Origin of the sequence: Bowmanella yangjiangensis (genome assembly GCF_018531185.1) — a bacterium.
Taxonomy (GTDB): Bacteria; Pseudomonadota; Gammaproteobacteria; order Enterobacterales; family Alteromonadaceae; genus Bowmanella; species Bowmanella yangjiangensis.
Genome location: NZ_JAHDJU010000001.1, coordinates 1174121 through 1200852, shown reverse-complemented (window position 1 = coordinate 1200852; position 26732 = coordinate 1174121). Strand labels below are relative to the sequence as shown.

21 protein-coding genes are annotated in these 26732 nt (G+C 50.3%); 12 read left to right on the top strand and 9 right to left on the bottom strand.

Going from position 1 to position 26732, the window contains the following annotated elements; all coding sequences use genetic code 11:
* Positions 1-39: 39 nt before the first annotated feature.
* From KJY73_RS05395 to KJY73_RS05370, 6 genes are all read left to right on the top strand, one after another.
* Positions 40-1257 carry an EAL and HDOD domain-containing protein gene (locus KJY73_RS05395; RefSeq protein ID WP_214341018.1) on the top strand — a complete coding sequence of 406 codons (1218 nt, stop codon included), beginning with the start codon at positions 40-42 and terminating at the stop codon, positions 1255-1257.
* 202 nt (positions 1258-1459) lie between these two features.
* The gene (gene cysD, locus KJY73_RS05390) at positions 1460-2371 is read left to right on the top strand and encodes a sulfate adenylyltransferase subunit CysD (protein ID WP_214341016.1); all 912 of its coding nucleotides are present in this window, start codon (positions 1460-1462) and stop codon (positions 2369-2371) included.
* On the top strand, positions 2371-2970 hold the full coding sequence (gene cysC, locus KJY73_RS05385; RefSeq protein ID WP_214341014.1) for an adenylyl-sulfate kinase: 600 nt from the start codon (positions 2371-2373) through the stop codon (positions 2968-2970). The genes cysD and cysC overlap by 1 nt, the downstream gene beginning before the upstream one ends.
* A complete protein-coding gene (gene cysQ, locus KJY73_RS05380) occupies positions 2967-3770 on the top strand; it encodes a 3'(2'),5'-bisphosphate nucleotidase CysQ (RefSeq protein WP_214341013.1) in 804 nt (267 codons plus the stop codon). The genes cysC and cysQ overlap by 4 nt, the downstream gene beginning before the upstream one ends.
* A gap of 12 nt (positions 3771-3782) precedes the next feature.
* Entirely contained in the window at positions 3783-5195 is a 1413-nt protein-coding gene (gene cysN / locus KJY73_RS05375; protein ID WP_214341011.1) for a sulfate adenylyltransferase subunit CysN, read from the top strand.
* A gap of 10 nt (positions 5196-5205) precedes the next feature.
* Positions 5206-6933, top strand: coding sequence for an SLC13 family permease (locus KJY73_RS05370; RefSeq protein ID WP_214341008.1), 1728 nt, complete (start codon positions 5206-5208; stop codon positions 6931-6933).
* Between the two features lie 115 nt (positions 6934-7048).
* Here the strand turns inward: KJY73_RS05370 and cysS are convergent, their stop codons facing one another.
* Complete coding sequence (gene cysS, locus KJY73_RS05365) at positions 7049-8431, bottom strand: cysteine--tRNA ligase (protein WP_214341005.1); 1383 nt, start codon at positions 8429-8431, stop codon at positions 7049-7051.
* A 250-nt stretch (positions 8432-8681) separates the two neighbouring features.
* On the opposite strand from cysS, the gene KJY73_RS05360 reads away from it, so the two are divergent.
* The 5 genes from KJY73_RS05360 (at position 8682) to KJY73_RS05340 (ending at position 16088) form a co-directional block, all read left to right on the top strand.
* Entirely contained in the window at positions 8682-9182 is a 501-nt protein-coding gene (locus tag KJY73_RS05360) for a peptidylprolyl isomerase (protein WP_206592793.1), read from the top strand.
* Positions 9183-9189: 7 nt separating this feature from the next.
* On the top strand, positions 9190-9915 hold the full coding sequence (gene lpxH / locus KJY73_RS05355) for a UDP-2,3-diacylglucosamine diphosphatase (protein WP_214343262.1): 726 nt from the start codon (positions 9190-9192) through the stop codon (positions 9913-9915).
* A gap of 241 nt (positions 9916-10156) precedes the next feature.
* Positions 10157-12208, top strand: a complete 2052-nt coding sequence (locus tag KJY73_RS05350; RefSeq protein WP_214341003.1) for an alkaline phosphatase PhoX — start codon at positions 10157-10159, stop codon at positions 12206-12208.
* Positions 12209-12276: 68 nt separating this feature from the next.
* Entirely contained in the window at positions 12277-13941 is a 1665-nt protein-coding gene (locus tag KJY73_RS05345) for a hypothetical protein (RefSeq protein WP_214340997.1), read from the top strand.
* 152 nt (positions 13942-14093) lie between these two features.
* Positions 14094-16088 carry a metallophosphoesterase family protein gene (locus KJY73_RS05340; RefSeq protein ID WP_214340994.1) on the top strand — a complete coding sequence of 665 codons (1995 nt, stop codon included), beginning with the start codon at positions 14094-14096 and terminating at the stop codon, positions 16086-16088.
* 26 nt (positions 16089-16114) lie between these two features.
* Here KJY73_RS05340 and miaE read toward each other — a convergent pair whose 3' ends face one another.
* Positions 16115-16888, bottom strand: coding sequence for a tRNA isopentenyl-2-thiomethyl-A-37 hydroxylase MiaE (gene miaE, locus KJY73_RS05335; RefSeq protein ID WP_214340991.1), 774 nt, complete (start codon positions 16886-16888; stop codon positions 16115-16117).
* A 365-nt stretch (positions 16889-17253) separates the two neighbouring features.
* Between miaE and KJY73_RS05330 the strand changes: the two genes are divergently transcribed.
* The gene (locus KJY73_RS05330) at positions 17254-17853 is read left to right on the top strand and encodes a Yip1 family protein (protein WP_214340989.1); all 600 of its coding nucleotides are present in this window, start codon (positions 17254-17256) and stop codon (positions 17851-17853) included.
* Between the two features lie 84 nt (positions 17854-17937).
* On the opposite strand, the gene purF is transcribed toward KJY73_RS05330, so the two are convergent.
* From purF to KJY73_RS05295, 7 genes are all read right to left on the bottom strand, one after another.
* Entirely contained in the window at positions 17938-19458 is a 1521-nt protein-coding gene (gene purF, locus KJY73_RS05325) for an amidophosphoribosyltransferase (RefSeq protein ID WP_214340987.1), read from the bottom strand.
* A gap of 48 nt (positions 19459-19506) precedes the next feature.
* The gene (locus KJY73_RS05320; RefSeq protein ID WP_206592787.1) at positions 19507-19992 is read right to left on the bottom strand and encodes a CvpA family protein; all 486 of its coding nucleotides are present in this window, start codon (positions 19990-19992) and stop codon (positions 19507-19509) included.
* A 115-nt stretch (positions 19993-20107) separates the two neighbouring features.
* Entirely contained in the window at positions 20108-20686 is a 579-nt protein-coding gene (locus KJY73_RS05315) for an SPOR domain-containing protein (RefSeq protein ID WP_214340985.1), read from the bottom strand.
* Positions 20687-20718: 32 nt separating this feature from the next.
* Positions 20719-21969 carry a bifunctional tetrahydrofolate synthase/dihydrofolate synthase gene (gene folC, locus KJY73_RS05310; protein WP_214340983.1) on the bottom strand — a complete coding sequence of 417 codons (1251 nt, stop codon included), beginning with the start codon at positions 21967-21969 and terminating at the stop codon, positions 20719-20721.
* Positions 21970-21972: 3 nt separating this feature from the next.
* Positions 21973-22824 carry an acetyl-CoA carboxylase, carboxyltransferase subunit beta gene (gene accD / locus KJY73_RS05305; RefSeq protein WP_214340982.1) on the bottom strand — a complete coding sequence of 284 codons (852 nt, stop codon included), beginning with the start codon at positions 22822-22824 and terminating at the stop codon, positions 21973-21975.
* 181 nt (positions 22825-23005) lie between these two features.
* Positions 23006-23800, bottom strand: a complete 795-nt coding sequence (gene truA, locus KJY73_RS05300) for a tRNA pseudouridine(38-40) synthase TruA (protein ID WP_214340980.1) — start codon at positions 23798-23800, stop codon at positions 23006-23008.
* Between the two features lie 79 nt (positions 23801-23879).
* Positions 23880-26693, bottom strand: coding sequence for a FimV/HubP family polar landmark protein (locus KJY73_RS05295; RefSeq protein ID WP_214340978.1), 2814 nt, complete (start codon positions 26691-26693; stop codon positions 23880-23882).
* Positions 26694-26732 lie beyond the last annotated feature (39 nt).

Here is a 26732-nt window from a genome sequence, read left to right as displayed (position 1 = left end):
AGTTAATGCGGGTCGATTCAACAGGATAGTAGAACCAACATGGCGTTTTTTGCGGCAAGGCAACCCATTCTCGATAAAGATAAAAAACTGGTTGCCTATGAGTTGTTGTTCAGGGAAAGCCTGAAAAATGTGTTTCCAGATATTGGTGAAGATATCGCCACCTCAAAAATCATTGAAGGCCTGCAATTTAACCTGGGCCTGGATACCCTGACGGAAAACAAATTAGCCTTTATCAACTTTACCCAGGAAACCCTGCTGCAGCGTTACCCACTGATGCTGCCCAAAGAGCAATTGGTAGTTGAGATACTGGAGTCTGTGCCGCCAACCCGTCAGTTGCTGGAAGTCTGTAAGGAATTTAAGGAAAAAGGCTACCAAATCGCCCTGGACGATTATGTGCATAAGAATGTCTGGCTGCACTTTTTCCCATACGTAGACATCATTAAAGTTGACCTGCGAGACAGTACCCCCGAACAAGTCGAAGAAATAAGAAAGGCCGCCGCCCCCTTCCCCTCCATCAAATTACTGGCCGAGAAGGTAGAAACCCATGAAGAGTTTCACCAGGCCATTGAAATGGGCTTCAGCTATTTCCAGGGCTATTTTTTCAGCAAACCGGAAGTGATGCGCAGCCGCACCCTGGATCCCTCACAACTGACCATCGCGCAGTTGATGACCGAGCTGGCCAGCGAAGAGCCAGACACGCAAGCCATCAGCAAAGTGTTTGAAACCGATGTTAACCTATCGTTTAAATTGCTGCGTTATGCGCAGTCACCACTGTTCAAACGCCGTAACGACATCGTTAACATCAAGCAAGCCATTATTGCCCTTGGCCTACAGGAACTGAGGCGTTTTGTCTCCTTACTTTTCACCGCACAATTTTCTGACCGAAAACCAGCCGCACTGACCGTCATGTCGCTGGTACGCGCCAGATTCTGCGAACATTTGTCCGCCCAGCCAGGACAACACAGCAGTGAAGCAGGTGCATTTCTTACCGGCATGCTGTCATTACTGGACGGTTTGCTGGACGCCTCTTTACCAGAACTGCTGGACAAGTTACCCCTTAGCCCCCCCATCAAGGCTGCCCTTATTGAAGGGGAAGGTAGATTAGCGGATTATCTATTGATGGCTAAAGCCTTCGAGGCCGCAGATTGGCCAAGCGCACAGCAGTTATGTAAACAGCTTGAGCTAAGTATCGATAAGGTTACCCGCTTGTATGTAGACTCAGTTCGCTGGGCAACCGTCAGAGAAAATATGGGTTGATCACAAGGCAAATTTGACAGGTAAGTCCTAGTTAACGAACATACCCGCATTGAGTTGCTAGTATTAGCGCAATATCTAAGCAATTAACTCTGTACAATCAGTATTACTTATAGCTATCTCGCATAGGCTGCAGTTATTTCTTTATGATAATGTTCTAAGCAGATAATTAATTTAAGATTGCCACTTAGCTACTGGACACGACATGGTCGCCATTCCCAATGTTACTCATTTAAAACAGCTGGAAGCCGAAAGCATCCATATTTTCCGCGAAGTTGCCGCCGAGTTTGAAAACCCGGTAATGCTATACAGCGTAGGTAAGGATTCTTCCGTGCTGTTGCACCTGGCTCGCAAGGCTTTTGCTCCCGGGCGTATCCCCTTCCCTTTATTGCATGTGGATACCACCTGGAAGTTTCGTGAAATGATTGAGTTTCGCGACCGCATGGCTGCCGAGCATCAACTGGACCTCATCGTCTACAAGAATCAGGAAGGGCTGGATATGAATATTAGTCCTTTTGTACACGGCAGCGCCAAGCACACTGACATAATGAAAACCCAGGCATTGAAAAAGGCCTTGGACAAATATCAGTTTGATGCCGCCTTTGGTGGTGCCCGTCGCGATGAAGAGAAGTCACGCGCCAAAGAGCGGGTGTATTCGTTCCGCGATCAGAACCACCGCTGGGATCCAAAAAACCAGCGCCCTGAGCTATGGAATATCTATAACTCTAAGGTCAATAAAGGCGAAAGTATCCGGGTCTTCCCACTGTCCAACTGGACCGAACTGGATATCTGGCAGTACATCTATCTGGAAAATATTCAGATCCCCGAGCTGTATCTGGCTAAACCGCGTCCTGTAGTTGAACGTGACGGTGTATTGATCATGGTCGACGATGAGCGTATGCCACTTAAAGACGGCGAAGTTCCGCAGCAAGAATGGGTACGTTTTCGCACCTTGGGCTGCTACCCCCTGACCGGTGCAGTGCGTTCAACCGCAGCCAACTTGCCGGATGTGATCCAGGAAATGCTGTTGACCAAAACCTCTGAGCGCCAAGGTCGGGTTATTGACCATGACAGCGCTGGCTCCATGGAAAAGAAAAAGATGGAGGGTTACTTCTGATGGCAAGCAATATCGTCTGGCACCAACATAAAGTCGGCAAAGCCGAGCGCAGTGAGCAGAAACAGCAAAAGCCGCTGGTAATCTGGCTGACCGGCCTGTCCGGCTCTGGCAAATCCACTATTGCCAATTTACTTGAGCAGAAATTGGGTGCGGCGGATAAACATACATACCTGCTTGATGGCGATAATATCCGTCATGGCCTCTGTGGTGACTTGGGCTTTTCCGATAAGGATAGGGTGGAAAATATCCGTCGCATCAGCGAAGTAGCAAAATTGTTTGTGGACGCCGGGTTGATTGTGATCACCGCCTTTATTTCCCCTTTCCGTGCAGACCGAGATTTTTGCCGCCACTTGTTAGGTGACCAGGAGTTTGTTGAAGTCTATATCGACACTCCACTAAACGTCTGCGAAGAGCGCGATCCCAAAGGTCTGTATCAAAAGGCCAGGGCCGGAGACATTAAAGATTTTACCGGTATAGATTCAGCCTACGAAGCGCCGCAAGCGCCGGAGATCCATCTTGAATATCAGGACGGACAAACTGCCGAGCAATCCGCTGAACAATTGATTGTCGCCCTTAAAGCGAAAGGATACCTGGCATGAGTGACACCTTAGCGCTGGCTGAACAGGTCAGCCGTATTGCCCGCGCCGCAGGTAGTGCCATTCTGACTATCTATCAGCAGGATTTCGCTATTTACGACAAAGCAGATAAAAGTCCGTTGACCGAAGCCGATCTCGCTGCTCACAACATCATAGTGGCAGGCTTAAACGAGATAAGCGATTTACCTGTACTCTCTGAAGAGTCGGCCACTATTGCCTGGGCTGAGCGCCGCGACTGGCAACGCTACTGGCTGGTTGACCCTCTGGATGGCACCAAGGAATTTATCAAGAAAAACGGTGAATTTACCGTCAATATCGCACTGATTGAAAACGGCCATCCTGTGCTGGGTGTGGTATACGCCCCAGTGTTGGATAGTTTGTATGTCGGCGTAGTCGGCGAGCAAGCCTACAAGGAAAATCAAGGACAGCGTGCAGCCCTCAAGCCCGCTTTCCACCAGCCAGGTGACGAATGGAAAATTGTCGGCAGTCGCTCTCACCAAAGCCCTGAGATTGAGGACTTTCTGGCACAGTTGGACGGTGATAAAGAACTGGTGGCCATGGGCAGTTCGCTTAAGCTGTGCCTGGTTGCCGAAGGGCGAGCCCATTTATATCCAAGGTTAGGCCCCACCAGCGAGTGGGATACCGCAGCGGCCCATGCCGTGGTGCTGGCCGCCGGGGGCAATGTCACTGAATTAGCCGTTGGCCAGCGCATCCATGAAGCAACCAAGCCGCTGGTCTACAACCAAAAAGAATCCTTGTTAAACCCGTTTTTTCTGGTCAGCGCCCACGCGTCTGGTCAATGAGTAAAGTCAGCCATGAACAATCAAAACGAACTTCTCGAGCAGGATATTCTTCAGTATCTGGAGCAACACGAGCGTAAGGATCTATTACGCTTTTTAACCTGTGGCAGTGTAGATGACGGTAAAAGCACCCTGATTGGTCGTTTACTGCATGACTCCAAAATGATCTATGAAGATCAGCTGGCCGCTATTAGCAAAGACAGCAAAAAAGTCGGCACCACAGGTGACGAAGTGGACCTGGCCTTATTGGTTGATGGTCTGCAATCCGAGCGTGAACAAGGTATCACCATTGATGTAGCGTACCGGTATTTCTCTACCGATAAGCGTAAATTCATCATTGCCGATACCCCGGGGCATGAGCAATATACCCGTAACATGGTAACCGGCGCCTCTACCTGCGATTTGGCCATAATCCTTATCGATGCTCGCGGTGGAGTTAAAACCCAGACCCGTCGTCACTCCTTTTTAGTCTCACTGCTGGGCATCAAACACGTGGTGGTGGCCATCAATAAAATGGATCTGATGGGTTTTGACCAGGATGTGTTCAACAAGATCCGTGAAGATTATCTGCAACTGGCTAAACAATTAGCCATACCCGATATTCACTTTGTGCCTATGTCGGCCTTAAAAGGCGACAACGTAGTCAACCGCTCAGACAAGATGCCCTGGTATCAGGGACAAACCCTGATGCAGTTGCTGGAAAGCATTGAGATAGCCAAGGATGTCAACCAAACCGACTTCCGCTTCCCGGTGCAGTATGTTAACCGTCCGGATCTGAATTTCCGTGGCTTTGCCGGTACAGTAGTATCAGGCCAGATAAAACCTGGTGATGAAGTCACCGCTCTGCCCTCAGGTAAAACCTCCAGGGTCAAAGACATTGTTACTTTTGACGGTAACTTAGCCGAGGCCTATGCGCCGCTAGCCGTGACCCTGACACTGGAAGATGAAATCGATATTTCCCGTGGCGATATGATCGTTAAGTCCGACAATCTGCCGCTGCAATCCACGGCATTTCGTAGCCATTTGGTGTGGATGGCAGAAGAGCCGTTGATGCCCAACAAGCAATACGAGTTCAAGTTTGCGACTAAATCTGTCAGCGGCTCGGTCAAAGAGCTGGATTACCAGATTGATGTAAACAGCATGGCGCACAAAGATGCGGTGCATTTGCATCTGAATGAAATTGCCGTCGGTGAAATCAAGCTGACCCAACCTGTCGCTTGCGACCCTTACCAGCAAAACCGTAAAACCGGTGCCTTTATCATTATCGACCGTCTGACCAATGGTACTGTCGGTGCTGGTATGATTATCGAGGCACTGCAAGGCAAATCTCAGGAGTCGCACAAATACTCAGAATTTGAACTGGAGTTCAATGCCTTGGTGCGTAAGCACTTCCCTCACTGGCAGGCGCTGGATATCAGCAAACTCTGAGTCGACAAATATGGACATAAACCAGCTCCTGGTTGGCGGAACATTTTTTGCCACTATCGCCGCCCTGGCCCTGACCGACAAACGCCCGTCGGCCATCTTTGCCATGGCGGTACTGGTCTTGCTGGCAAGCGGCCAGCTTAGCCTGGCCCAGGTCAGTCATGGCCTGACCAACCAGGGGCTGCTGACCTTAGTACTGCTGCTTTTGGTCAGTAATGCCATCGACAAAACCTCGTTGATTAAACGGCTGGGACGAAAACTGATAACCAGCCGCTACACGCAAAGTTACTGGCGACTATTTGGCGTCACCTTTGCGTCCTCAGCCTTGCTGAACAACACGGCCATTGTCGCCAGCCTGATAGGCCCGGTGAAACAAAACCAGTTTCATCCACCGTCGCGCTTGTTAATTCCCCTGTCTTACGCGGCTATTTTGGGTGGTACGGTGACATTAATTGGCACCTCCACCAACCTGATAGTGGACAGTTTTCTGATAGAACAAGGCCACAGCGGCTTTGCCTTTCTGGATTTCACCTTATATGGCCTGACTGCCGGGCTGGCCTGCGGTTTGCTGATGTTTGTTATCTCGCCCTTATTGCCAGCCATTGCCGTAACAGAAGCCGATTACAAGCAATACTTTATCGAAGCTAAGGTAGATGCCAGCTCCTCATTGGTAGGGAAAACCGTCGAAGAAAACCACTTGCGTAACCTACCCGAGCTGTTTTTGGTGGAAATCGTCAGAAGCGGTCATTTGATAAGCCCGGTTACACCGGAAATGCTCATTGAAGCTAATGACAAGTTGATCTTCTCGGGCAATGTAAAACGGGTAGACAGCCTTAGTCATATTGACGGTTTAACCCTGTTCGCTGAGTCCAACGGTTTGCTGCGGGAAAACCTCACCGAAGTGGTTATCTCCAACCGTGCCCAACTGATAGATAAAACCCTTAAACAAATAGGCTTTCGCGCTATGTTTGACGCGGCCGTAGTAGCCATACGTCGTGACGGTGAAAACCTGTCGGGCAAGTTAGGGGAAATTAAGTTACAAGCCGGTGATAACCTGCTGCTGGCTACAGGGCCAGATTTCGCCAGTCGCAATAACCTGTCCAAAAACTTCTTTATCCTTACCGAACATACACTGGCGCGCAAACTCACGCCGCTGCAGGAAAAGCTCACATTGGGTGGCTTCCTGCTGACGGTCATACTCAGCGCCACCTCGGTACTGCCATTGGCTGTGGGTTTGGTGTTCTTCCTGGCGCTGCTGGTTTTCTCTGGGATAAGTTCAGGCAATGAGATTAAACGTAATATTCCGCTAAATCTGATGATGGTGATTGTCGGGTCGCTGGCCATGGCTACCGCATTGCAACAATCCGGCGTCATTGACAGCCTAAACCAATGGTTACTGCCCTATCTGCAGGGTAGCAGCCCCTTTGTCGCGCTGGTGGTGATCTATCTGCTCACCCTGCTCCTGACCGAACTTGTCACTAACAATGCCGCCGCGGCACTGATGTTTCCATTTGCCTGGGGCCTGGTGCAGCTGTTGGATGCGCCGGTATTGCCTTTTGCCCTGGCGGTTGCCTTTGCCGCCAGCGCCAGCTTTATCTCGCCCTGGGGCTATCAAACCAACTTGTTAGTGTTTAGTGCCGCGAATTATAAGTTCAGCCACTTTGCCAAATTTGGTTTGCCCATCTCGATACTCTATTCGAGCATCGTATTAATCATGCTCAAACTTAGTTTTGGCCTTTGATGGCAGACAGCTGTATTTAGATAACCGCAGGTCGTTTACGTTTAATCCCAAACTCCTGCTACATGAATAGAAAAGGCCGGCTTAACGCCGGCCTTTTGCATAAAACCAGTGATGGTTAAGCCTTGCGCCAGGTGGTGCCCTGCGGGCCATCTTCCAGCACCACACCCATCTCGGTCAGGGCATTACGAGCCACATCTGCCGCCGCCCAATCTTTGGCAGCTCTGGCGTCAGCACGGGCCTGGATCAAACGCTCAATTTCAGCCACATCAACACCTTCATCCATGCCGGATTGCAGGAAAGCATTGGCATCGCCCTGCAGCAAACCTAATACGGCGGCCAGCTTAAGCAGCACACCCGCTAGTTTCGCCGCATCCGCAGGCTTGTCTTTGTGTTTGTTAATGTCGCGGGCTAACTCAAACAGCACGGAGAACGCCTCAGGGGTATTAAAGTCATCGTCCATGGCCGCGTTAAAGCGCGCCATATAACCGCCATAGGCGATATCAACACTTTGGTCCGCCTCAACGTCTCGAAGTGCCGTGTACAAACGCTCCAAGGCCGCTCTGGATTGCTTAATATTGTCCTCTGAGTAATTAAGCTGGCTGCGGTAATGGGCACTTAACAGGAAATAACGCAGGGTTTCTGCATCATATTCTTTAAGTACATCACGCAGGGTAAAGAAATTGCCCAGAGACTTACTCATTTTCTCCTGATTCACCTGCACCATGCCGGAGTGAACCCAATAGTTGGCAAATGGCTGGCTGGAAGCACAGCAGGACTGTGCAATCTCGTTTTCATGGTGAGGGAATATCAGATCAGAGCCGCCACCATGGATATCAAAATGACTGCCCAAGTGTTTTTCACTCATGGCCGAACATTCAATATGCCAGCCAGGACGCCCAGCGCCCCAGGGGGATTGCCAGCTCACTTCGCCAGGCTTAGCCGACTTCCACAGCACAAAATCCAGTGGGTCGTCTTTGTCTTCGTTGACCTCGACCCTGGCACCAGCCTGCAACTGTTCCAGATCCTGACGACTGAGTTTACCGTATTCCTTAAAGGTACTGACATCAAACAGTACATCTCCGCTTGGCGCTACGTAGGCGTGGCCTTTTTCCACTAGGGTTTGGGTGATAGCAATAATCTCGTCCATATGGGTGGTGACACGAGGTTCAACATCTGCCGGCAGCAAATTAATCGCGGCAAAATCCTCGTGCATCATGGCAATAGTGCGTTCCGTCAGCTGTGCCGGGGTTTCCCCGTTCTCGGCTGCGCGGCGGATAATCTTATCGTCCACATCGGTAATATTGCGCACATAATTGACCTTGTACCCTAAATGGCGCAGATAGCGCACCATGGTATCAAAGCTCAGGTAGGTACGGGCATGGCCCATATGACAGAGGTCATAGACAGTGATACCACACACATATAACCCAACTTCACCTTGTTTGAGAGGTGTAAACAGCTCTTTTTGGCGGGTTAGGGTATTGAAAATGTGCAACATCTACTGGTTCCTGTCTAAGTGAAGATTCAGGGCGGAGTGTACCCGATTGATAAACAAAAATCCCGCCACAAAGGCAGGATTCACCGGTGAATTTGGCCCCGCTAGATACCTTTTAGTCGCCAGCCTGTGAGCACTGTTAAAAACAGCCAGAAGCCGCATCCTTTATCCGGCAATGGGATTTGTCAGTTCTCCTGGGCTGTGCTTTTAGGTAAACTTAGCGCCAATATTAAGCTAATGAGATAAAGCCACTATGAGTAAAGTTACCCTGAACACCAACTTTGGTGCTATCGAACTGACCATGTTGTCTGACAAAGCGCCTAAGACGGTTGAGAACTTCCTGTCTTATGCCAAAGAAGGTTTCTACGACAACACCATTTTCCACCGTGTTATTGACGGCTTTATGATCCAAGGCGGCGGCATGGAACCTGGCATGCAGCAAAAATCCACCAAGGATCCTATTAAGAATGAAGCCAACAACGGTGTAGCTAACAACCGTGGTACCGTAGCCATGGCGCGCACTAATGATCCACATTCAGCTACCTGTCAGTTCTTTATCAACGTTGCGGACAACAGCTTCTTAAACTTCCGTAGCGAAGATATGCAAGGTTGGGGTTATTGCGTGTTTGCAGAAGTGTCTAACGGCATGGACGTAGTGGATAAAATCCGTAAAGTGGATACAGGTCGCCACGGCTATCACGATGATGTACCCAATGAAGATGTGGTTGTTCAATCCGTTGAGGTGAGTGAATAAGCCATTGGTGCAGCCAACGCTATTTATAGCCGATTTGCATCTTAGCGAAGACAGGCCTGATATTACTCAGGCCTTTCTGCGTTTTATGCGCCAACATGCCACCAAGGCGCAGGCTCTCTATGTCTTGGGTGACCTGTTTGAAGCCTGGATTGGGGATGATGACCAAAGCCCGTTTAACCAACAGGTTAAACAAGCATTCAGGCAACTGGTTGATAGCGGTGTACCGGTATTTTTTATCCACGGTAACCGGGATTTTCTGATTGGCCGCCGTTTTGCCAGAGAAACCGGCATCACCCTCTTGCCCGAACAACAAGTCATCGAACTTAACGGTGAGAAAGTGCTGATTATGCACGGTGATAGTTTATGTACCCGTGATGAGGTGTTTATGGCCTTTCGCAAGAAATCCCGGGGTTGGTGGTGGCCTCGCCTGATGCTGAGCATGCCGTTGTGGTATCGCCGCCGGGTGGCGCGAAATGCCAGGGCCAAAAGCAAACAGCACAATGCCAACAAACCCGAATACATTATGGACGTTACCCCCAGCGAGGTGGAGCGTGTAATGCGCGAAGCCGGCGTATTCACCCTGATCCACGGCCATACTCACAGACCTGCCACGCATCAGTTTATGCTGGATGGCCGGAATGCTACACGCATAGTGTTAGGTGATTGGTACAGCCAAAGCAGTTGTCTGACGGCAGACGCTAGCGGCATGTCATTGTCCAGCACGCCGCTCTAGCGGCGTATTCTTGCTATTCAAACAAGCAAAATATCGCCTTTTACGCCACATCCCATCGCCAAAGACGTCACAAATCCATCACGCAAACTTCATAAAACTGCAAGTTCAGTGTCAAACTGACTTGCTACTTTCTCTTAGATTTCTCAATCCAACTTGATGATTTTCATATTGTTTTGGCAGGACTGCCAGACAGGGAAAGTCACGACAACAACAAACCAGAATAAGAGAGAGGACCCGCTTTATGTTTAATCAGTCGAAACTTGCCGTGAGCATTCGCGCACTACTGATTGGTATCCCCATGATCACCCTGGTCGCCTGTGGCGATGATGGCAACGACGGCAACAATGGTGTTGATGGCAGTAACGGCCTGACCAGCCTGACTAAGGTTATAGATATGCCAGCCAGCACTGAATGTCCGCACGGTGCCACTAAAATGCAAGCGGGTCTGGATAAAAACAATAACCAACAGTTAGATGATGACGAAGTACAAAGTGAGTCAGTGGTATGTTCGGCAGCAACTGGCGTACAGCCCTTAGCAGCCACAGCACGTATTCAGTTTGATAGCGTAGCCGCCCCCGCCACTAACTATGAAAAACGCCAAATTCTGGTAGGCCAGGCCAAAGCCGTAGATGGCAATGAAACCCGTATGCTGGATGTGGGCTACCATATCCTGGCTCGCTCTGGTGACGAGTATGGCGATGTGGCCTTTGGTCAGTTGATCGATAGCAGCGGCCAGCCGCTATTCTCCGAAGACGGTGCACGTAAGATTTCCGACTCCAACGAGTTCACTTCCTTGTTGCCCATCGGCGACCGTTTGTTCTCTGTATCACAAATCGAATCACGCCCTGGCGCCATGTTTATGATGGAACTGGATCAGGACAAGAGCAACGGCGAATTGAGCGTGAAGAAACTGTGGCAACTGGATATGTCCAAGATTAACGGTGGTTGGGTGCATTGTGCCGGCTCAGTTACCCCGTGGAATACCCATTTTGCGTCGGAAGAATATGAACCGGATGCCCGCTATCTGGTAACAGGACAAGACGCGCTGGATGACGGCTATTCCGCGCCTTTTATGGAATACCATAACAATGACGTCACTAAGTGGAACCCTTACCAGTTGGGTTGGCCTATCGAGATAGAAGTCGATGCCAGCCAGGCCACACCGGCAGCAGAGCTGAGCAAGCACTACTCTTTCGGTCGTCTTGCCTACGAGCTGGCGTATGTTATGCCTGATCAAAAAACCGTGTATATGACCGATGACGGTACCAACGTCGGTCTGTATATGTATATCGCCGATGTAGCGGGCGATCTGACCGCGGGCACCTTGTATGCCATGAAATGGCAACAAACCAGCGCCGAAGGTATGGGTGCTGCCAACTTGAGCTGGATTGAGTTGGGCCACGCCACTGACGAAGAAATCCGACCTTATGTTGACGGCAACACGCAGCTTAAGTTTGCTGACATCTTTGATACGGTCGACCCGGTTGATGGCAGCTGCGCCAATGGTTACACCTCAGTCAACCAAAATGGCATTGGCCAGGAATGTCTGAAGCTGAAAACCGGTATGGAAAAAGTAGCCTCCCGCCTGGAAACCCGCCGCTATGCTGCGATGCAGGGCGCCACCACCGAACTGCGTAAGGAAGAGGGTATTACTTACGATCCAACCCGTAACAAGCTGTACCTGGCCATGTCTGAAATTGGTCGAGGTATGGAAGACTTCGGTAAGAACGGCAGTGCCAGCAGCTCTTATGACAAAGGCGGCAACAACGATATCAAGATTGGCTACAACCAATGTGGTGGTGTGTATCAGTTGGATGTGTCCGCCGATAACGGTATCGGCTCTGACTATGTGGCAAAAAATATCAGCGGTTTGATTCAGGGTATTCCTGCCGTGGCAGGCATGGCTAACACCGCCGCCGTGAAAGCGAATCCGGCAGAATTTACTAACGGTATGAATGACTGTCATATCGACGGCATCGCCAACCCGGACAACGTCACCTACATGACCGGCCATGACACCCTGATCATTGGTGAAGATACCGGTAGCGGCCACCAGAATGACGTCATTTGGGCCCTTGATCTGCAAACCCAGAAACTGTCGCGTATTCAGACCACACCTTACGGTTCAGAAACCACCTCACCTTACTGGTATCCAAACATTAACGGCTGGGCCTACCTGACCAGTGTGATCCAGCACCCTTACGGTGAATCAGATGGTGACAAGAACACAGGTACAGGTGAAAACCGCGCCTATACCGGTTATGTCGGTCCGTTCCCGGCCAAGTCTGAATAAGACTTTGGCGTGCTGATATCGACTGGGGGCGCATGCCCCCTTTTTGTGTATTGAAAAAGAGATTGACTATGCCCCGCCGTAAATTTTACCCCTTGGTTGCGCTGACATTCTTTGCTGTTGTTTGTAATTCCGCTCAGGCCAGCTCAGCGCAGTATGTCAACAAACTCAGCCATGCTACCCCATATATCCCGCCGCAGTGTTATACAGACCCGGTGGTCGACAGCACGCGCACCACCAACCCCTGCTATGCCTGTCATACCAACAGTAAGCGCCCTAATTTGCTAAACGATACCGACGTACAACAAGAATACAGCTTTCCGGAAAAGGCCCTGCTAAATCCCTGGCTGAATATGTACAAGGACAGACAGGCACAGATCGCCGCTATCGCCGATGAGGCCATACTGGCTTATGTGCGAGAGGATAACTATCTGGATGACAAAGGCGAGATCAAGCTCGCGCAGCGGTTAACCAAACAAACACTGGCCTTTGATCAAAATGACAATGGCAGGTGGGATGGCTATCTGCCGGACAGTTATTTCAACTTCGACCAGCAGGGCTTTGACCGCAGCCCCGCAGGCGATTACACCGGTTGGCGCAGCTATGCCTATTACCCGGTTCCGGGCAGCTTTATGCCCACCAATGGTTCGACCGATGATGTCAGCATTCGTCTGGCTGAGGTCCTGCGTCAAAACGAGCAAGGTCAATTTGACCTGACCGTGTACAAAACCAATTTAGCCATAGTTGAGGCTATGATCCGCGAGCAGGACGTGCCCATTGACCCGGTGGACGAACAAGTATTGGCCGTGGATTTAGACAAAGACGGCCAGCTTGGTATAGCCAGTAAGGTGAGATACGACTGGGCACCGTTAGAAAAGCGCTGGATGAGCTATGTGGGTAAAGCCAGGCTGGCACAAAAGAGCGGCGATCTACACTTAGCCGCCAAGCTCTTCCCTGAAGGCACTGAGTTTTTGCATTCTGTACGCTACCTGGATATCAACGGGCAGCAACAAATTGCCATGGCACCACGTATGAAGGAGTTGCGTTACGCCCGCAAAGACCAGTGGCTGACTTACTATCAGTTGGAAGTGATAGTGGCCGATGAGATCAAGGAGCGCCATGACTTCCCCAGTCGTACCAAGTTACTGCGCGGTAACGCCGAACGCGGTGTGCAAATTGCCCAAGGCTGGACTTACCAAGGCTTTATTGAAGACAAGCAAGGCGAACTGCGCCCGCAAACCTTCGAAGAACATGGCACTTGCGCCGGTTGCCATAGTGGCATGGGCACCTTAGTCGACACCACCCTGTCCTTCTACCGCAAATTGCCCGCGGACAACTTCCAGCAGGGTTGGTATCACTGGCAGCAAAAATCCCTGGCAGGATTACCCGAACCCAGGCGTGAAAGCGACGGTGAATACGAATACAGCTATTACCTCAAGCAAAACCCCACTGGCGATGAGTTTCGCGCCAATCAAGAAGTGCAGGATAAGTTCTTTGATAGCCAAGGCCGCCCTAAAGCGGCGATGTTTGCTCGCTTAAATCAGGATATTTCCACTTTGCTGATGCCCAGCATTGAACGGGCCCTGGCACTTAATAAGGCCTATAAACTGATTGTCGAAGAACAAAGCTTCCATCAGGGACGCGATGCGGTTCTCAAACCTCTGGATAAGGTGCTACACAAGCAGGTTGAGGCTAATCAGCCTACGGGTATCAATGAAATCCTAAGCGCCTTTTAATCAACGCCGGGCTGTCCTAAAGGGCAGCCCGATAATCAGCCAGCGGACAAGTGAATGGTCAAAAAATATTCAAATAACAGTAGTCTGGATTAAATAAAAAAGTCATCAAAGGCTGTTGTGATCTATGGTTTTTAACCTTCAGGAAATACAACATGCCTATGGCAACAAAATCCAACCCCTTATTTCGTCCGCTACTTTGCGGTCTTGTGGCCGCCCTGCTGAGCGCCTGTGGCGGCTCAGACTTCGATACCCCAGCACCACCAACTGGCCAAACGCCGGATCCCGTCCCCACGCCCGAGCCCACTCCCCCGACTCAATTTGTATTGGGTTTATTACCCGACACCCAAGGTGGCACCGATGCCCAAGGTCAGGCACATGTGGCCATGCATCCGATGAGCGAAGTGCTCAAGCACCAGGCCGAAAACGGCGTGAATATGGTCATCGCCCTGGGCGATCTCACCGATAATGGCAGCAAAGTAGAATTTGATGAGTGGATATCTGTGGCCCGCCAGTATCGGGAGCAAGGCATTGAATTTTTGCCTGTGATGGGTAACCACGAAACCAGTTACGCCTATACCGTGCAGTGGATAGACAATATGCGTGAGTTTATTCCGGAGGATGCCGTGCATATGCCCGGTTATGAGTGGGTAAACTACTACGTGGTACGCGACAATGTGCTGATTGTTGGCTTGGCTTATTACAATCTGCCTATTGCGTTCCAGTGGATAAAAGACACTGTGCTTAGTCTTGAGGACCAGGTTGAGCACATTGTGGTGGCTAGCCATGACGGACTCATTGGTGCCAAATATGGCCAAACTCGCGAGCAGATTGTTGACGGCACCAAAGATGATGGTTGGGTATACGATGTGCAGCCGCAAATTCGCCAGTTCTTTGCCGAGCATGATGTTATCTATGTACAGGGCCATGAACACCAATACCAGCGTTCATTGATCACCGCCAAAACCACTCTCACCACCCTGCCCTCGGGCTCAACGCCCACAGGGGGGAACTATAAAATGGGGGCTTACACCCAGATTATGGCTGGTAATGCCTCTTATAAGGGCTACGAATACCGCTACGGCGAGCGCGAACTGGTGCAGATGGTGGTAGCACAAAAAAATGCCACCTATGACAAAGGCTCAGAACATTTTGATGTTAATTCCAGCTTGCTCACCTTCACAGGCCCCAGGGTGGATTACCAAAGCTATGCCGCGCCTCATACCGCTAAAAGCAACAATGCCGACCAGCAATTTAGCGCCGACTGGTATCTGATGGACAAATTTTCACGCAGTAACAATCGCTGTGAAACTATGATTTACCCCAACTCCATTCACCATGACACCCGCCCGGTATTAGTCTTCCAAACCCAATACCTGACCACGGACTGTTATGCTGAGGATGGCACCTTTGCCCGTTTAATTGGCGGCAGCAATGATACCTTCAACCGCACTGATACCCGCACTCGCAGCATGTCCTATACGCCGGGGATCAGCCGCGCTGAAAGCCTGATGGACTTGACTCGCCTAGCCTATCAGTGGCTGTTTATTGCCCACGAGTCCTGGACACCCAATCTGAACAGCCCAATGCGGGTAATCCCCGATGAAGCAGAAGATGAATTGCTGATCCCTGAAACCACTATAGACCTGAAAGAACATGTGACGCTGAGCTGGCTGGGTAAAACCGCGGATACCGTCACTGATCGTTTGATAATCAGTGGTACCCAGAACCAAGCCGGGCTTTATCAAAGTGCATACGGTGCGGCCAAAGATATTCAGAGCGAAAACGGACTGCCCATGTCACAAACCGATGGTAGCCATAAGTCTCCTGTCGCCTTACCCGACTCGGCCAAGGGCAGTTGGGATATCAGCAATGCCAAAGCCGACAGCTATGTAGTGCAATTTACCGGCCCGGATAGCTTGGAGGCTGACAAGCTGCTGCTGGCAAGCTTGCAAGATGGTCAATGGCAGGCACTGGCCAGCGCCGATTGCGTGATTGAACAAAGCTGGAATGAAGACTGGCTGACAAGCAAGCCAGCCCGTGATGCTGCCTGTGAGAACCAACCATTGGTTGGTATTGATAAAACCTTCGGCAATCGCTGGTGGGCCGTGCTTAACGCTGATCTCGAACTGGCGCTGATTAACCGCTAATCAAATAGATAGGGTAAGGGACTACCCTATTGTTCTACAAAGCTGCCACTGTGAAAACGCAGCTCAGCATCCGGGCTGCTGATAAGTCCGGCCTCTAGAGTACCGAAGTGCTGGACACGGGCACTGATATCTTCACCGGCAATCTTTTCCGCCAGGGACAAGTAATCCTGAAAGTGCCGCGCTTCACTGCGAAGCAGCGAAACATAAAAATCCCCTAGCTCTTTATCCATATAAGGTGCCAGCGCGGCAAAACGCTCGCACGATCGGGCTTCAATATAGGCGCCACAAATCAGCTTATCTACCAGTCGCGCCGGTTCATGATTACGTACCTGTTGCATCAACCCCTTGGCATAACGACCGGCGCTTAAGTTTTCATAAGCAATACCGCGCTGGTCAAGAAATTCCATAACCTGTTGAAAGTGATGCAACTCTTCTTTGATAAGCAGCACCATTTTATCGATGAGCTCGTCACCAAAGGCAAAGTCCGTCTTGCTGATCAGCTTTTTCGATAGCCCTGACTGATAACCGCTAAAGTCGCCATTACCAATACGTCGATACACATAGTCTTCATATGGCTTTAACCATGCCAACAACGCATCACCGCTGTCCTTTTCTACCGCATAAGTACGAATCAACCACATGGCCGTTTGGGCGGCCTTCAGTTCGCAATTAGCATGATCGATAAGCAAGACAGGTAAATTCTGCGGCTTGGCTGCTTCGTCCAACCAGGCTTGTGGGGTCGTGTTGTGCAAAAAGGCATGAATGGGTTCTAGCAGACTATTCAACATATATATCAACATCCGGGATCCGACCCCGGTATTTTAACCGTTTTTGTGCTGCGGGGCAGAAAAAAGCCGAGCTTGCGATTAAGCAACAAAGTGAAAATCCGCAATTTTGTTCGACCAGCTATAAGAGTTACTCACTCATATAAACAAGTGCGTATATTTTTTAATCGATTTAAAAATTACATTCTTCCTATTCAACTTAAGTTCAAAAAGTAACCAACTGAAAAATAGAGAGTTATTTTGTACATAAAATAAACTATTGACGAATCCAATAAGGTCACAGAAACTAATGTTAAATTAATGTTAAGCACATTAATTCATTCCCCGCTCTCAAGTCGGGACCAACGTAGCAAACGCCAATGCGCTAAGTGAGGTAGATTATGATCCTGAACCATTTATGGGGTCTTTATGCTCACCCCAGGGAAGAATGGCAGACAATCGAAAAACGTCATGAAAGTCTAACATACAGCCTGACCCACATTTTAATCGTAGCCTTAATCCCAGCTATTACCGCTTACTACTCTGCTGCCCATTTAGGCTGGAGCATAGGAGTAGGCGATGTCATTAAACTGACCGAACAAAGTGCCATGATGATGAGCATCGGCATGTACCTGGCTTTGGTTGCCGGTGTACTTGGCCTGGCTTATCTGGTGCACTGGATGGCACAAACCTTTGATGCCAAACCATCTTTTACTCAGTCGCTGGAACTGGCCGCCTACACCGCCACGCCACTATTTATGGTGGGCTTTGCTGCGCTCTATCCAGTATTGTGGTTTGTGATGATGGTCGGTTTAGCCGGACTAACCTATTCGGTTTACCTGCTGTATTCCGGGGTTCCAATCATCATGAAGATCCCTGAAGAGAAAGGCTTTATCTATGCCAGCTCGGTGGTGACCTGTGGCCTGGTACTATTAGTTATCATTATGGCAGCGTCCGTAATCCTCTGGAGTATGGGATTTGGACCAGAGTACATGAGCTAAACAAGCTGCAAAGAAAAAACCGCGCTATTGCGCGGTTTTTTATGTTCAGGATGAACAGGAGCTTCGATGTTCAAATGTAGGTGATTAAGCTTCACCGTCCAGGTTATGAATTTCCAGGTTACACAATTCCATCTGACCTTTTTTATGCTTGGCTTTGTCATTGCGTAACAGATCCAGGCGGTTCAGGTAATCCTGATCCACATCACCGGTAATATATTCGCCGTCAAATACCGAAGTCTCAAAAGACTGGATTTCCGGGTTTTCTTCGCGCACGGCCTCTACCAGATCTTCAATATCCTGGAAGATCAAACCGTCAGCCTTGATCAGCTCACAAATCTCATCAATCTCACGACCATGAGCAATCAACTCATTGGCTGAGGGCATATCGATACCGTAAACGTTAGGGAAGCGAATTTCCGGTGCAGCAGACGCAAAGTACACCTTCTTCGCACCAGACTCCCGAGCCATAGTAATAATCTGCTCAGAGGTTGTACCGCGCACAATAGAATCATCTACCAACAACACGTTCTTACCGGCAAACTCGGAAGAAATGGCATTGAGCTTGCGACGCACCGATTTCTTACGCTGAGTCTGGCCAGGCATGATAAAGGTACGACCGATATAGCGATTCTTCACATAGCCTTGACGATAAGGCAGGTCTAGTTCCTGCGCAATTTGCAGCGCGATATCATTGGACGTTTCTGGAATAGGAATAACTACATCAATATCCAGGTCCGCCCATTCGCGCGCAATCTTTTGTCCCAGCTTACGGCCCATATTCACCCGCGATGCATACACGGAGATACCGTCGATAAAGGAATCCGGACGAGCAAAATACACGAACTCAAAAATACAGGGTGAATGGCTGGGGTGATCGGCACATTGCTGGGTAAACAGCTGACCGTCTTCTGTGACATAAATAGCTTCGCCAGGGGCAACATCACGAATAAAGGTAAAGCCGACGACATCCAGCGCAACGCTTTCAGAAGCCACCATGTATTCGTCGCCAAATTCCGTTTCGCGCTTACCCAGTGCCAGTGGGCGGATACCGTGGGGGTCACGAAATGCCACCATACCGTTTCCGATAATGGCCGCCACTACCGCATAAGCCCCTTTGATTTTGCGATGCACACGGCTGACGGCATTGAACACATCTTGTGGTTCGAGAGTAAGGCCTGAGCCTTCCTGCAACTCGTGAGCAAAAATGTTCAACAGTAACTCAGAATCAGAATTCGTGTTGATATGGCGACGGGCAATACGGAACACTTCTTCTTCCAACTCGTGGGCGTTGGTCAGGTTGCCGTTGTGGGCAAAGGCAATCCCAAAAGGAGAATTCACATAAAAAGGCTGGGCTTCTGCAGAGCTCGATGAGCCTGCAGTGGGGTAACGGGCATGGCCGATACCAAAATTCCCCGTCAAACGCTGCATATGACGGCTATGGAACACATCACGAACCAATCCATTGGCCTTACGCAAGTTGAACATGCCATCGTCGACTGTGACGATACCAGCAGCATCCTGCCCACGGTGCTGCAATACGGTCAATCCATCATATAAAGCCTGATTGACCGGGCCTTTACCCACGATACCTACGATACCACACATGCAAGTTACCTATATTTTCCAGCGCATCATGCCATCAGGCGTCGATGCTCAAGGGTTTAAGAAACTGGAATGGTTCTGCAGGTATTCGAAGAACCATTCGATGACAATACTGAATTCCGGGATCAGGACAGATTGCTGCCACCACTGTGCTTGTGCAAAGCCGGTGAATGCGTCCATAAAAAACAGTAGTGCACTAACCACCAGCGCACCACGAAGCAAGCCAAATACCGCACCTAAAGCACGATCAGTACCGGATAGACCTGTGTATTGGACCATCTGGCCGATAAGATAGTTTAACAACCCACCTAAAATCAGTGTGGCAACAAATAATATGGCGATAGCAGCACCGTTGCGCAGTACCTGATCGGATATGTTATCCAGATAGACCGCTAAATCGGCATAAAACTGACTGGAAATAAAAAATGCGGCGAACCATACAGCGAGAGAGACAGCCTCTTTAACAAAGCCCCGAACCAGGCTAATCAGAGTAGAAAGCAGGATGATGCCGATAATGCAGTAGTCGATCCAGTTCATGCCGTATGTCGATGGAAAAATGCCGCGCGCATTCTAGCAGAAGCCAGTTTGAAAATCTCCTTTATTCCTAGCTTCAACTGCCAAAGGCGCAGTGCAAAAAATACAAAGGGCTGAATCATTCAGCCCTAAACTCGGTAATTTTACCCTGCAATGCCGTCAGCTCTTTAAGATGTGGCAAGGCTTTCTCTAATTTGTCCCGTTGCAGATCCGGCCCAACAAAGACTTTGGTCAGCTCCCCTGCACTGGTTTTAATCTTACGGCTGAAAGTGCGATACCCGGCCGCCTCCAGTTTGTCGGTAAGTTCCTTAACATTTTTCTGATGGCGGAAGCTACCTAACTGCACAACCCAACCCGCGCTTACCACCTCAGGTTTACTCTCGGCAGGTCGCTCAACTTGCTCAGCGGGCTGTGTTGCAACCTGCACAGGAGGGGCTTCTTCAGTTGCAGCCTCGACAGGATCATCTTCGGCCACGTCCTCCACCACCTCAACCGTTCGGCTGACCCGCTCACGCACTTCTTCCAAAGGGAAAGATTCTGTTTTTGACACAGGTTCCTGAGCAGGACGAGGCGGCACAGGCAAAAAGGTATCTTTGTGCGATACCTTTTCACCATCAAGCAGATCAGGCAGAAAAATTACCGCCAGCGCCACCAGGATGATGGTACCTACCAGACGATTCTGGAATGCTGAAGACAAAACGACCTCCCGGATTTGGCTGTTAACTGAGTTTACTGAACGCTGGGTTCCAGTACCTCGGCCACCGTGAAAAATGAACCAAATACTACCACCAGATCCTCCGCCTGTGCATTTTGCAGAGCTTGTTGGTATGCATGCTTAACTGATTGGCATTCTAGCACTTTTTGCCCCTTTGGCAGCAAGTCAGCCAACATCTTTGAGCTGGCGCCGCGGGGGCCACCCAGTGGCGCCAGATACCAGTTTGGTGACAACGCCGTGAAAGGCAACAGACAGGCTCGAATGTCTTTGTCTTTGAGCATACCGACCACCAGATGCACCTGCGTGGCACTAAACCTTTGGACTTGCTCTAGCAAGTAACCGGCAGATTGCGGATTATGGGCCACATCAACCAACACGCTGGGATGTTCGCCAACCAGCTGGCAACGTCCGACCACTTTTACTTCGCTAAGCAGTCGCTCTACATCTAACGACGGCAGTTTACCCAGACGTTCCAATACACAAAGCGCGGTAGATACGTTTGCCGCGGGAATGGCGGGTCTCGGACCACAAAGACTTGCACCAGAATGGCTCTGCCAGTAAAAACGCCCATCCTCCAGACGGTAAGAAAATTCACTACCCTGCCAACTGGCATCCAGATTCAGTTTACCGGCAATCTCCGGCAAATTAGCCGGTGGCTGAGCATCACCTATTACGGCTACGCCATTTTGACGGAAAATACCGGCCTTTTCGGCCGCCACTAACTCTCGGGTATCCCCCAGCCAATCCTGATGGTCAAGATCAATAGTGGTGATAACTCCGATATCCGCATCCAGTATATTCACAGCATCTAATCGCCCACCCAACCCCACTTCCAAAATAGCAAAATCGGGCTGACGCTCGGCGATTAAGACCAGGGCTGCTAAGGTACCAAACTCAAAATAGGTCAGACTAATCTCACCACGCGCCTGCTCGACTCTGGCAAACGCTTGGCAATGTGCGTCTTCACTAAGCATCTGAGTGTCGCATCGCAAGCGTTCGCGGTAATCCAGTATATGCGGCGAGCTGTATACACAAGTGCTATGACCCAATTGCGTAAACGCTTGCTCAAGGAAAGTACAGGTGGTGCCTTTGCCGTTTGTACCGGCTACGGTGATAACTGTCATCTGACTGAAATCCAGCTTCAGACGCGCAAAAACTTCCTGCGTCCTGGCCAGGCCCATATCTATGGTAGAGGGATGAATAGATTCTAAGTATTGCAACCAGCCTTCCAAACTGGAAGGCTGGTTAAAAGATGGGTGAGACATAAATCAGTTTGAGTGATGCAGTTTGTCGAGCAGACCAAAGAGTCGGTCACGCATTTCGCGGCGGTCAACGATCATATCGATGGCGCCTTTTTCCAACAAAAACTCACTGCGCTGGAAGCCCGGTGGCAATTTCTCACGTACGGTTTGTTCAATTACGCGGGGGCCGGCAAAGCCTATCAGCGCCTTAGGCTCGGCAACGTTAACGTCACCCAGCATAGCTAAACTGGCGGACACACCACCCATAGTCGGGTCAGTCAGAACCGAGATATAGGGCAGGCCCTTCTCACTCATTTTAGCCAGTGCGGCACTGGTTTTCGCCATCTGCATCAGCGACAGCAAAGCTTCTTGCATACGCGCGCCGCCACTGGTTGAAAAACACACCAAAGGACAATTGTGTTCCAAACAGGCTTCAACGGCCTTAACAAAGCGGGCGCCGACAACAGAAGCCATAGAGCCGCCCATAAAGGCAAATTCAAAGGCGGCCACCACCACAGGTTTGCCGTGCAGTTTGCCCTTCATCACCACTAATGCATCTTTCTCGTTAGTGGCTTTTTGCGCCGAAGCGATACGCTCTTTATACTTTTTGGAGTCTTTGAATTTAAGAATATCCTGCGGCTCTAAATCACCGCCAAGCTCCACACGTTCACCCTGGTCAAGAAAACTGTCAATACGCGCTCTGGCACTGATGCGCATATGGTTGTCGCACTTAGGGCAAACTTCCAACTGACGTTCCAGCTCCTGCTTGTACAGGGTTGCGTTACACTCTGAACATTTAGTCCATACCCCTTCAGGCACATTAGCCTTCGCGGAAGATGACTGTTGAGTACGGGGAAGTATTTTCTGAATCCAGCTCATGAAACCGTTATTCCTGCTGTTATGCAACGCCCTGCGCTGCCTGATAATTTAGTGGCCGACACACTTGCCGCCTGGTCACACGCCCTCAACAACGGGCATGTTCCCTATAAATTTGCGCTATTAGAGCATAAATCCTGGTTCGACCAAAAATATTAACTGGTCTTAGAAGTTAAGCCCCTGCTTATCCAAGCTGAACAGGCAAGAACAAAGGACCTGGCACGACAGCAGGCAACTGATACTCATCTGGATAACTCACATCCACTAAGTATAGCCCGTTCGGCTTGGCCGTTGCTGCTGCCTGGCTGCGGTCTTTGCCAATCAGCAAGGCTTCTAACCATTCTACATGACGCCGTCCACTGCCAATTTCAAGCAAGGAGCCGGTAATATTACGCACCATATGGTGTAAGAAGGCATTAGCTTGAATCTCCAGCACCACATAATCCCCCAATCGGTGCAGGGCTACATGCGTCACATTACGAAAAGGCGACTTAGACTGGCAGATGGCGGCACGGAAGGCACTGAAATCATGCTCGCCCAGCAAACATTGTGCGGCGCTATTCATTCGCGCTACATCCAGTTCGCTATGGTAGTGGGTTACGCCTTGGCGCAAAATGCCGGAGCGCAATGGATGGTTATAGATAACGTAACGATAACGTCTGGCGGTGGCAGAAAAACGTGCGTGAAAGTCATCCGGTACTTGGGTTGCCCATTTAACCGCAATATCATCCGGCAACGCGGCATTCATTCCCAGCGTCCAGGCACGCATGGCGCGTGGATTATCTACATCAAAATGCACCACCTGTCCGGTCGCATGCACGCCAGCATCGGTGCGGCCGGCACAGGCCAGTTCAATGGGCTGGTCAGCAATACGGCTTAAGGCGGTTTCCAGTTCCTGCTGAACGCTATTAACTTCCCGTTGGCGCTGCCAACCGTAGTATTTGGAACCGTCGTATTCAATGCCCAGGGCAATCCGCATGCCGCTACTCCACCATGAAAAGAGGCCGGAGTATATCAGGAATATACAAGGCGGTTAAAACCTCTCAATCATCAAAGGATCAGGCTAGTTCCTGCAGAATGTTCTGGGCTTCACGTTGCAGGTCATCGCTGCCTTTATCGATGACCTGCTGCAATAATTCAATGGCTGAGTCCTTATCATCCATTTCCAAATAGGCGCGGGCTAGGTCAAGCTTGGCACTCATACCGCTGTCTTCGTCCACATCAACCCGGTCTTCATCATCTTTGACGCTGGCGTACTGGTCGAGATCCACATCCAGGTTCAGGGCTTTTTCGCTTTGCGGCTCTTCTTCTGCCTCGACACTCTCACTTAGCAGCGCATCGATATCCAGAAAATCATCTTCGGATTCCGCCAAGGGCTTAGGTGGTTCAGGATCCTGCAGATGCTCATTGAGCAGAGCTTCCAAATCCAGCTCTTGCTCCTCGTCAGCAGCGCTGCTATCTGAAACCTCATGCTGCTCGGCTTCTTCGGCCGCATCAGCAGACTCGATGGACTCCAGCATTTCATCGAAATCAGAGGACTCCAGCTCATTCAATAACTGCTCATCTTCCTGAACAGGTGCAGCATCGGGGCGCTTTTTGCCTTCCAGCCAATCTCCCAGCGCAGGCAACTCATCCAGCTCTTTGGCTAATTCATCAGAAGACAACGACTCATCCGCCATGTCGGCCAGTGCCTGCTCAAGGGCATCATCGTCAAGAATCTCATCTAAACCGGGTTCATCAGCCTGTGTCGTCGGCTCATCAATTTCATCTGAATCTTGCGGCTGCGCATCAGTAACACTTTCCGGCTCGACGGGTGAGTCTTCCTGTTCGAAGGCTTCCAGTGCTTGCTCAAATTCTGCCAGTTCATTTTCCAGCGGGTCGGGTTGCTCATGGGCAAAATCTTCGGACAGCATAGCGTCCAGTTCTTCAGCCTGCTCCGAAGACAAGGCTACTTCATCAGTTGTCAGTTCACTTTGCGGTTCAATGTCGTCTGGCTCTGGCTCTGGCTCTGGCTCTGGCTCTGGCTCTGGCTCTGGCTCTGGCTCTGGCTCTGGCTCTGGCTCTGGCTCTGCAACAGCAGACATTAGTTCATCAGCCTCGTCCATCTGCACGTCTTGTTCATCAGCTAGCGGCTGCTCGGCTTCCAGTTCATTTAACAGTTCATCTGACAGGTCATCCATTTCAGATGACGGCTGCGCCTGCGGTTCAGGTTCTGCTTCGTCGGGTTCATCGGAGAGTAACTGTTCCTCTCCTTGTTCAAGCTCAGCAAGCAGCTCATCGGCCAAATCATCTTGCAGATTATCGGCTTGCTCCAACTCCATCAGCAGTTCATCGGTTAATTCATCCAGTTGCTTACCCTGACTGGCGATTTCATGATCCAACTGCTCAATTAATTCATCGCTCAGTGACTCATTCTTGCTGAATTCATCCAGGTCGAAACCATCATCATCCGCCTGTGGCGTTTGCGCCATAGGCTCATCCAGCAGCTCGTCGATGCTTATCTCCGGCTTTTCATCAGTTTTGCTTGAGGCTAATTGTTCTTCTAAGGCGGCATCCCAGTCATCTTCAGCAGGTTCAGCGGCCGGCGGCGTTTTCACATCTTCCACTTCGGAGAGATCGATGGACTGCCCATCATCCAGATCACTCACTTCATCGAGCAGCTCCTGCTCCTCACCAAACAAATCATCCAGCTCACTTTGGTCAAGCAGGCCACCACCAACGTCCGTCTCAGGCTGTCTGACTTTTTCTTCAGGTACCAGCATCTCATCCGCGAGCTCCTGGAAGTCATCAAACTCTTCGCCTAAGGCCGCATCCAACGACTCTTCCAACTCGTCGGTCAGCACATCATCAAGCAGCTCTTCACCAAATAGATCTTCGTCATTGTCTTCTTGCTCCAGCTCACCGGACAGTTCATCGGCCAGGGCATCCGACAGGTCATCCATGGGACTGTCTTCGATAACAGGCTCAGGGGCGGGAGCTTGGGTTAAAACAGGTTCGGGTTGGCTGGCTTGATTGCGACGGCGTAACCAAAAGGCTAATCCGCCAAGCAACAACAGGGCCGGCACCATGGTTGCGCCAATCAAGGTTGCGGGATTGTTCAACCAGCTTTGCTGACGCTCGGCTTCCTGCTGGGTTTTGATTTCGCGGGAAAAATCCACCAGTTCATTTTGCTGGGCTAGTAATGAAGAAAGCTGTGTTTTGTCCTGTTCCTGGCTTTGACGTAAGGCTTCGATATCTTCATTGACTTTGTCCAGGCGTTTCAGCACCTGATTATTTTCATCCAGCAAGGCCTGCACTGAATCAATAGAGGCGGCAATTTGTTGCCTCAGACTGTCGAATTGTTGGCGGTTTTCCTGATCGATATTGCTAAGCTTTGCCTCGATGGCCTGACGAGTTTCTGCCAGTTCATCGGTACTGGCAGCATTCTTGGGGGTAACCAGGCTACTTCCGGGCTGCGGTTCGGAACTGCTGCCACTGTTATTGGTGCCTGGCTTTTTCAGTGCCAGTTCATCGAGGTCGGCTTTTTGCTTAGCCAACGCCGCATCAATACGGGCGATATACTGCTCGCTGGGCAAGCGCAGCATGGCACCGTCTACCATTAAATTCAGATTTTGCTTTTCAAAGGCGTTGGGGTTGAGTTCGTAAATGGCCACCATGACCTGATACAAACTCAGCGATTTATTCTGACGATAACGCTGGGCAATTCGCCACAAGGTATCTTCTGAGGTAATAGGGCCGTAAACAACACCGGAGTATTCGCGGGTAGCGTTCTTTGGGCCTTTAATTTCAACAGACTGAGCGTAGCTGGTCAGCGACAGGGTAACGGAGAAAAAACTTGCTAAACAAAGCATCAGCAACTGTCGTATTCTCATATTTGTCCTTCGCCGCCCCAACAAATCACCCGCACAGCT

Bases quoted from the DNA above. Each gene is read 5' to 3' on its own strand.
- KJY73_RS05395 (WP_214341018.1), top strand. From the start codon at position 40: ATGGCGTTTTTTGCGGCAAGGCAACCCATTCTCGATAAAGATAAAAAA.
- cysD (WP_214341016.1), top strand. From the start codon at position 1,460: ATGGTCGCCATTCCCAATGTTACTCATTTAAAACAGCTGGAAGCCGAA.
- cysC (WP_214341014.1), top strand. From the start codon at position 2,371: ATGGCAAGCAATATCGTCTGGCACCAACATAAAGTCGGCAAAGCCGAG.
- cysQ (WP_214341013.1), top strand. From the start codon at position 2,967: ATGAGTGACACCTTAGCGCTGGCTGAACAGGTCAGCCGTATTGCCCGC.
- cysN (WP_214341011.1), top strand. From the start codon at position 3,783: ATGAACAATCAAAACGAACTTCTCGAGCAGGATATTCTTCAGTATCTG.
- KJY73_RS05370 (WP_214341008.1), top strand. From the start codon at position 5,206: ATGGACATAAACCAGCTCCTGGTTGGCGGAACATTTTTTGCCACTATC.
- cysS (WP_214341005.1), bottom strand. From the start codon at position 8,431: ATGTTGCACATTTTCAATACCCTAACCCGCCAAAAAGAGCTGTTTACA.
- KJY73_RS05360 (WP_206592793.1), top strand. From the start codon at position 8,682: ATGAGTAAAGTTACCCTGAACACCAACTTTGGTGCTATCGAACTGACC.
- KJY73_RS05350 (WP_214341003.1), top strand. From the start codon at position 10,157: ATGTTTAATCAGTCGAAACTTGCCGTGAGCATTCGCGCACTACTGATT.
- KJY73_RS05345 (WP_214340997.1), top strand. From the start codon at position 12,277: ATGCCCCGCCGTAAATTTTACCCCTTGGTTGCGCTGACATTCTTTGCT.
- KJY73_RS05340 (WP_214340994.1), top strand. From the start codon at position 14,094: ATGCCTATGGCAACAAAATCCAACCCCTTATTTCGTCCGCTACTTTGC.
- miaE (WP_214340991.1), bottom strand. From the start codon at position 16,888: ATGTTGATATATATGTTGAATAGTCTGCTAGAACCCATTCATGCCTTT.
- KJY73_RS05330 (WP_214340989.1), top strand. From the start codon at position 17,254: ATGATCCTGAACCATTTATGGGGTCTTTATGCTCACCCCAGGGAAGAA.
- purF (WP_214340987.1), bottom strand. From the start codon at position 19,458: ATGTGTGGTATCGTAGGTATCGTGGGTAAAGGCCCGGTCAATCAGGCT.
- KJY73_RS05320 (WP_206592787.1), bottom strand. From the start codon at position 19,992: ATGAACTGGATCGACTACTGCATTATCGGCATCATCCTGCTTTCTACT.
- folC (WP_214340983.1), bottom strand. From the start codon at position 21,969: ATGTCTCACCCATCTTTTAACCAGCCTTCCAGTTTGGAAGGCTGGTTG.
- accD (WP_214340982.1), bottom strand. From the start codon at position 22,824: ATGAGCTGGATTCAGAAAATACTTCCCCGTACTCAACAGTCATCTTCC.
- truA (WP_214340980.1), bottom strand. From the start codon at position 23,800: ATGCGGATTGCCCTGGGCATTGAATACGACGGTTCCAAATACTACGGT.
- KJY73_RS05295 (WP_214340978.1), bottom strand. From the start codon at position 26,693: ATGAGAATACGACAGTTGCTGATGCTTTGTTTAGCAAGTTTTTTCTCC.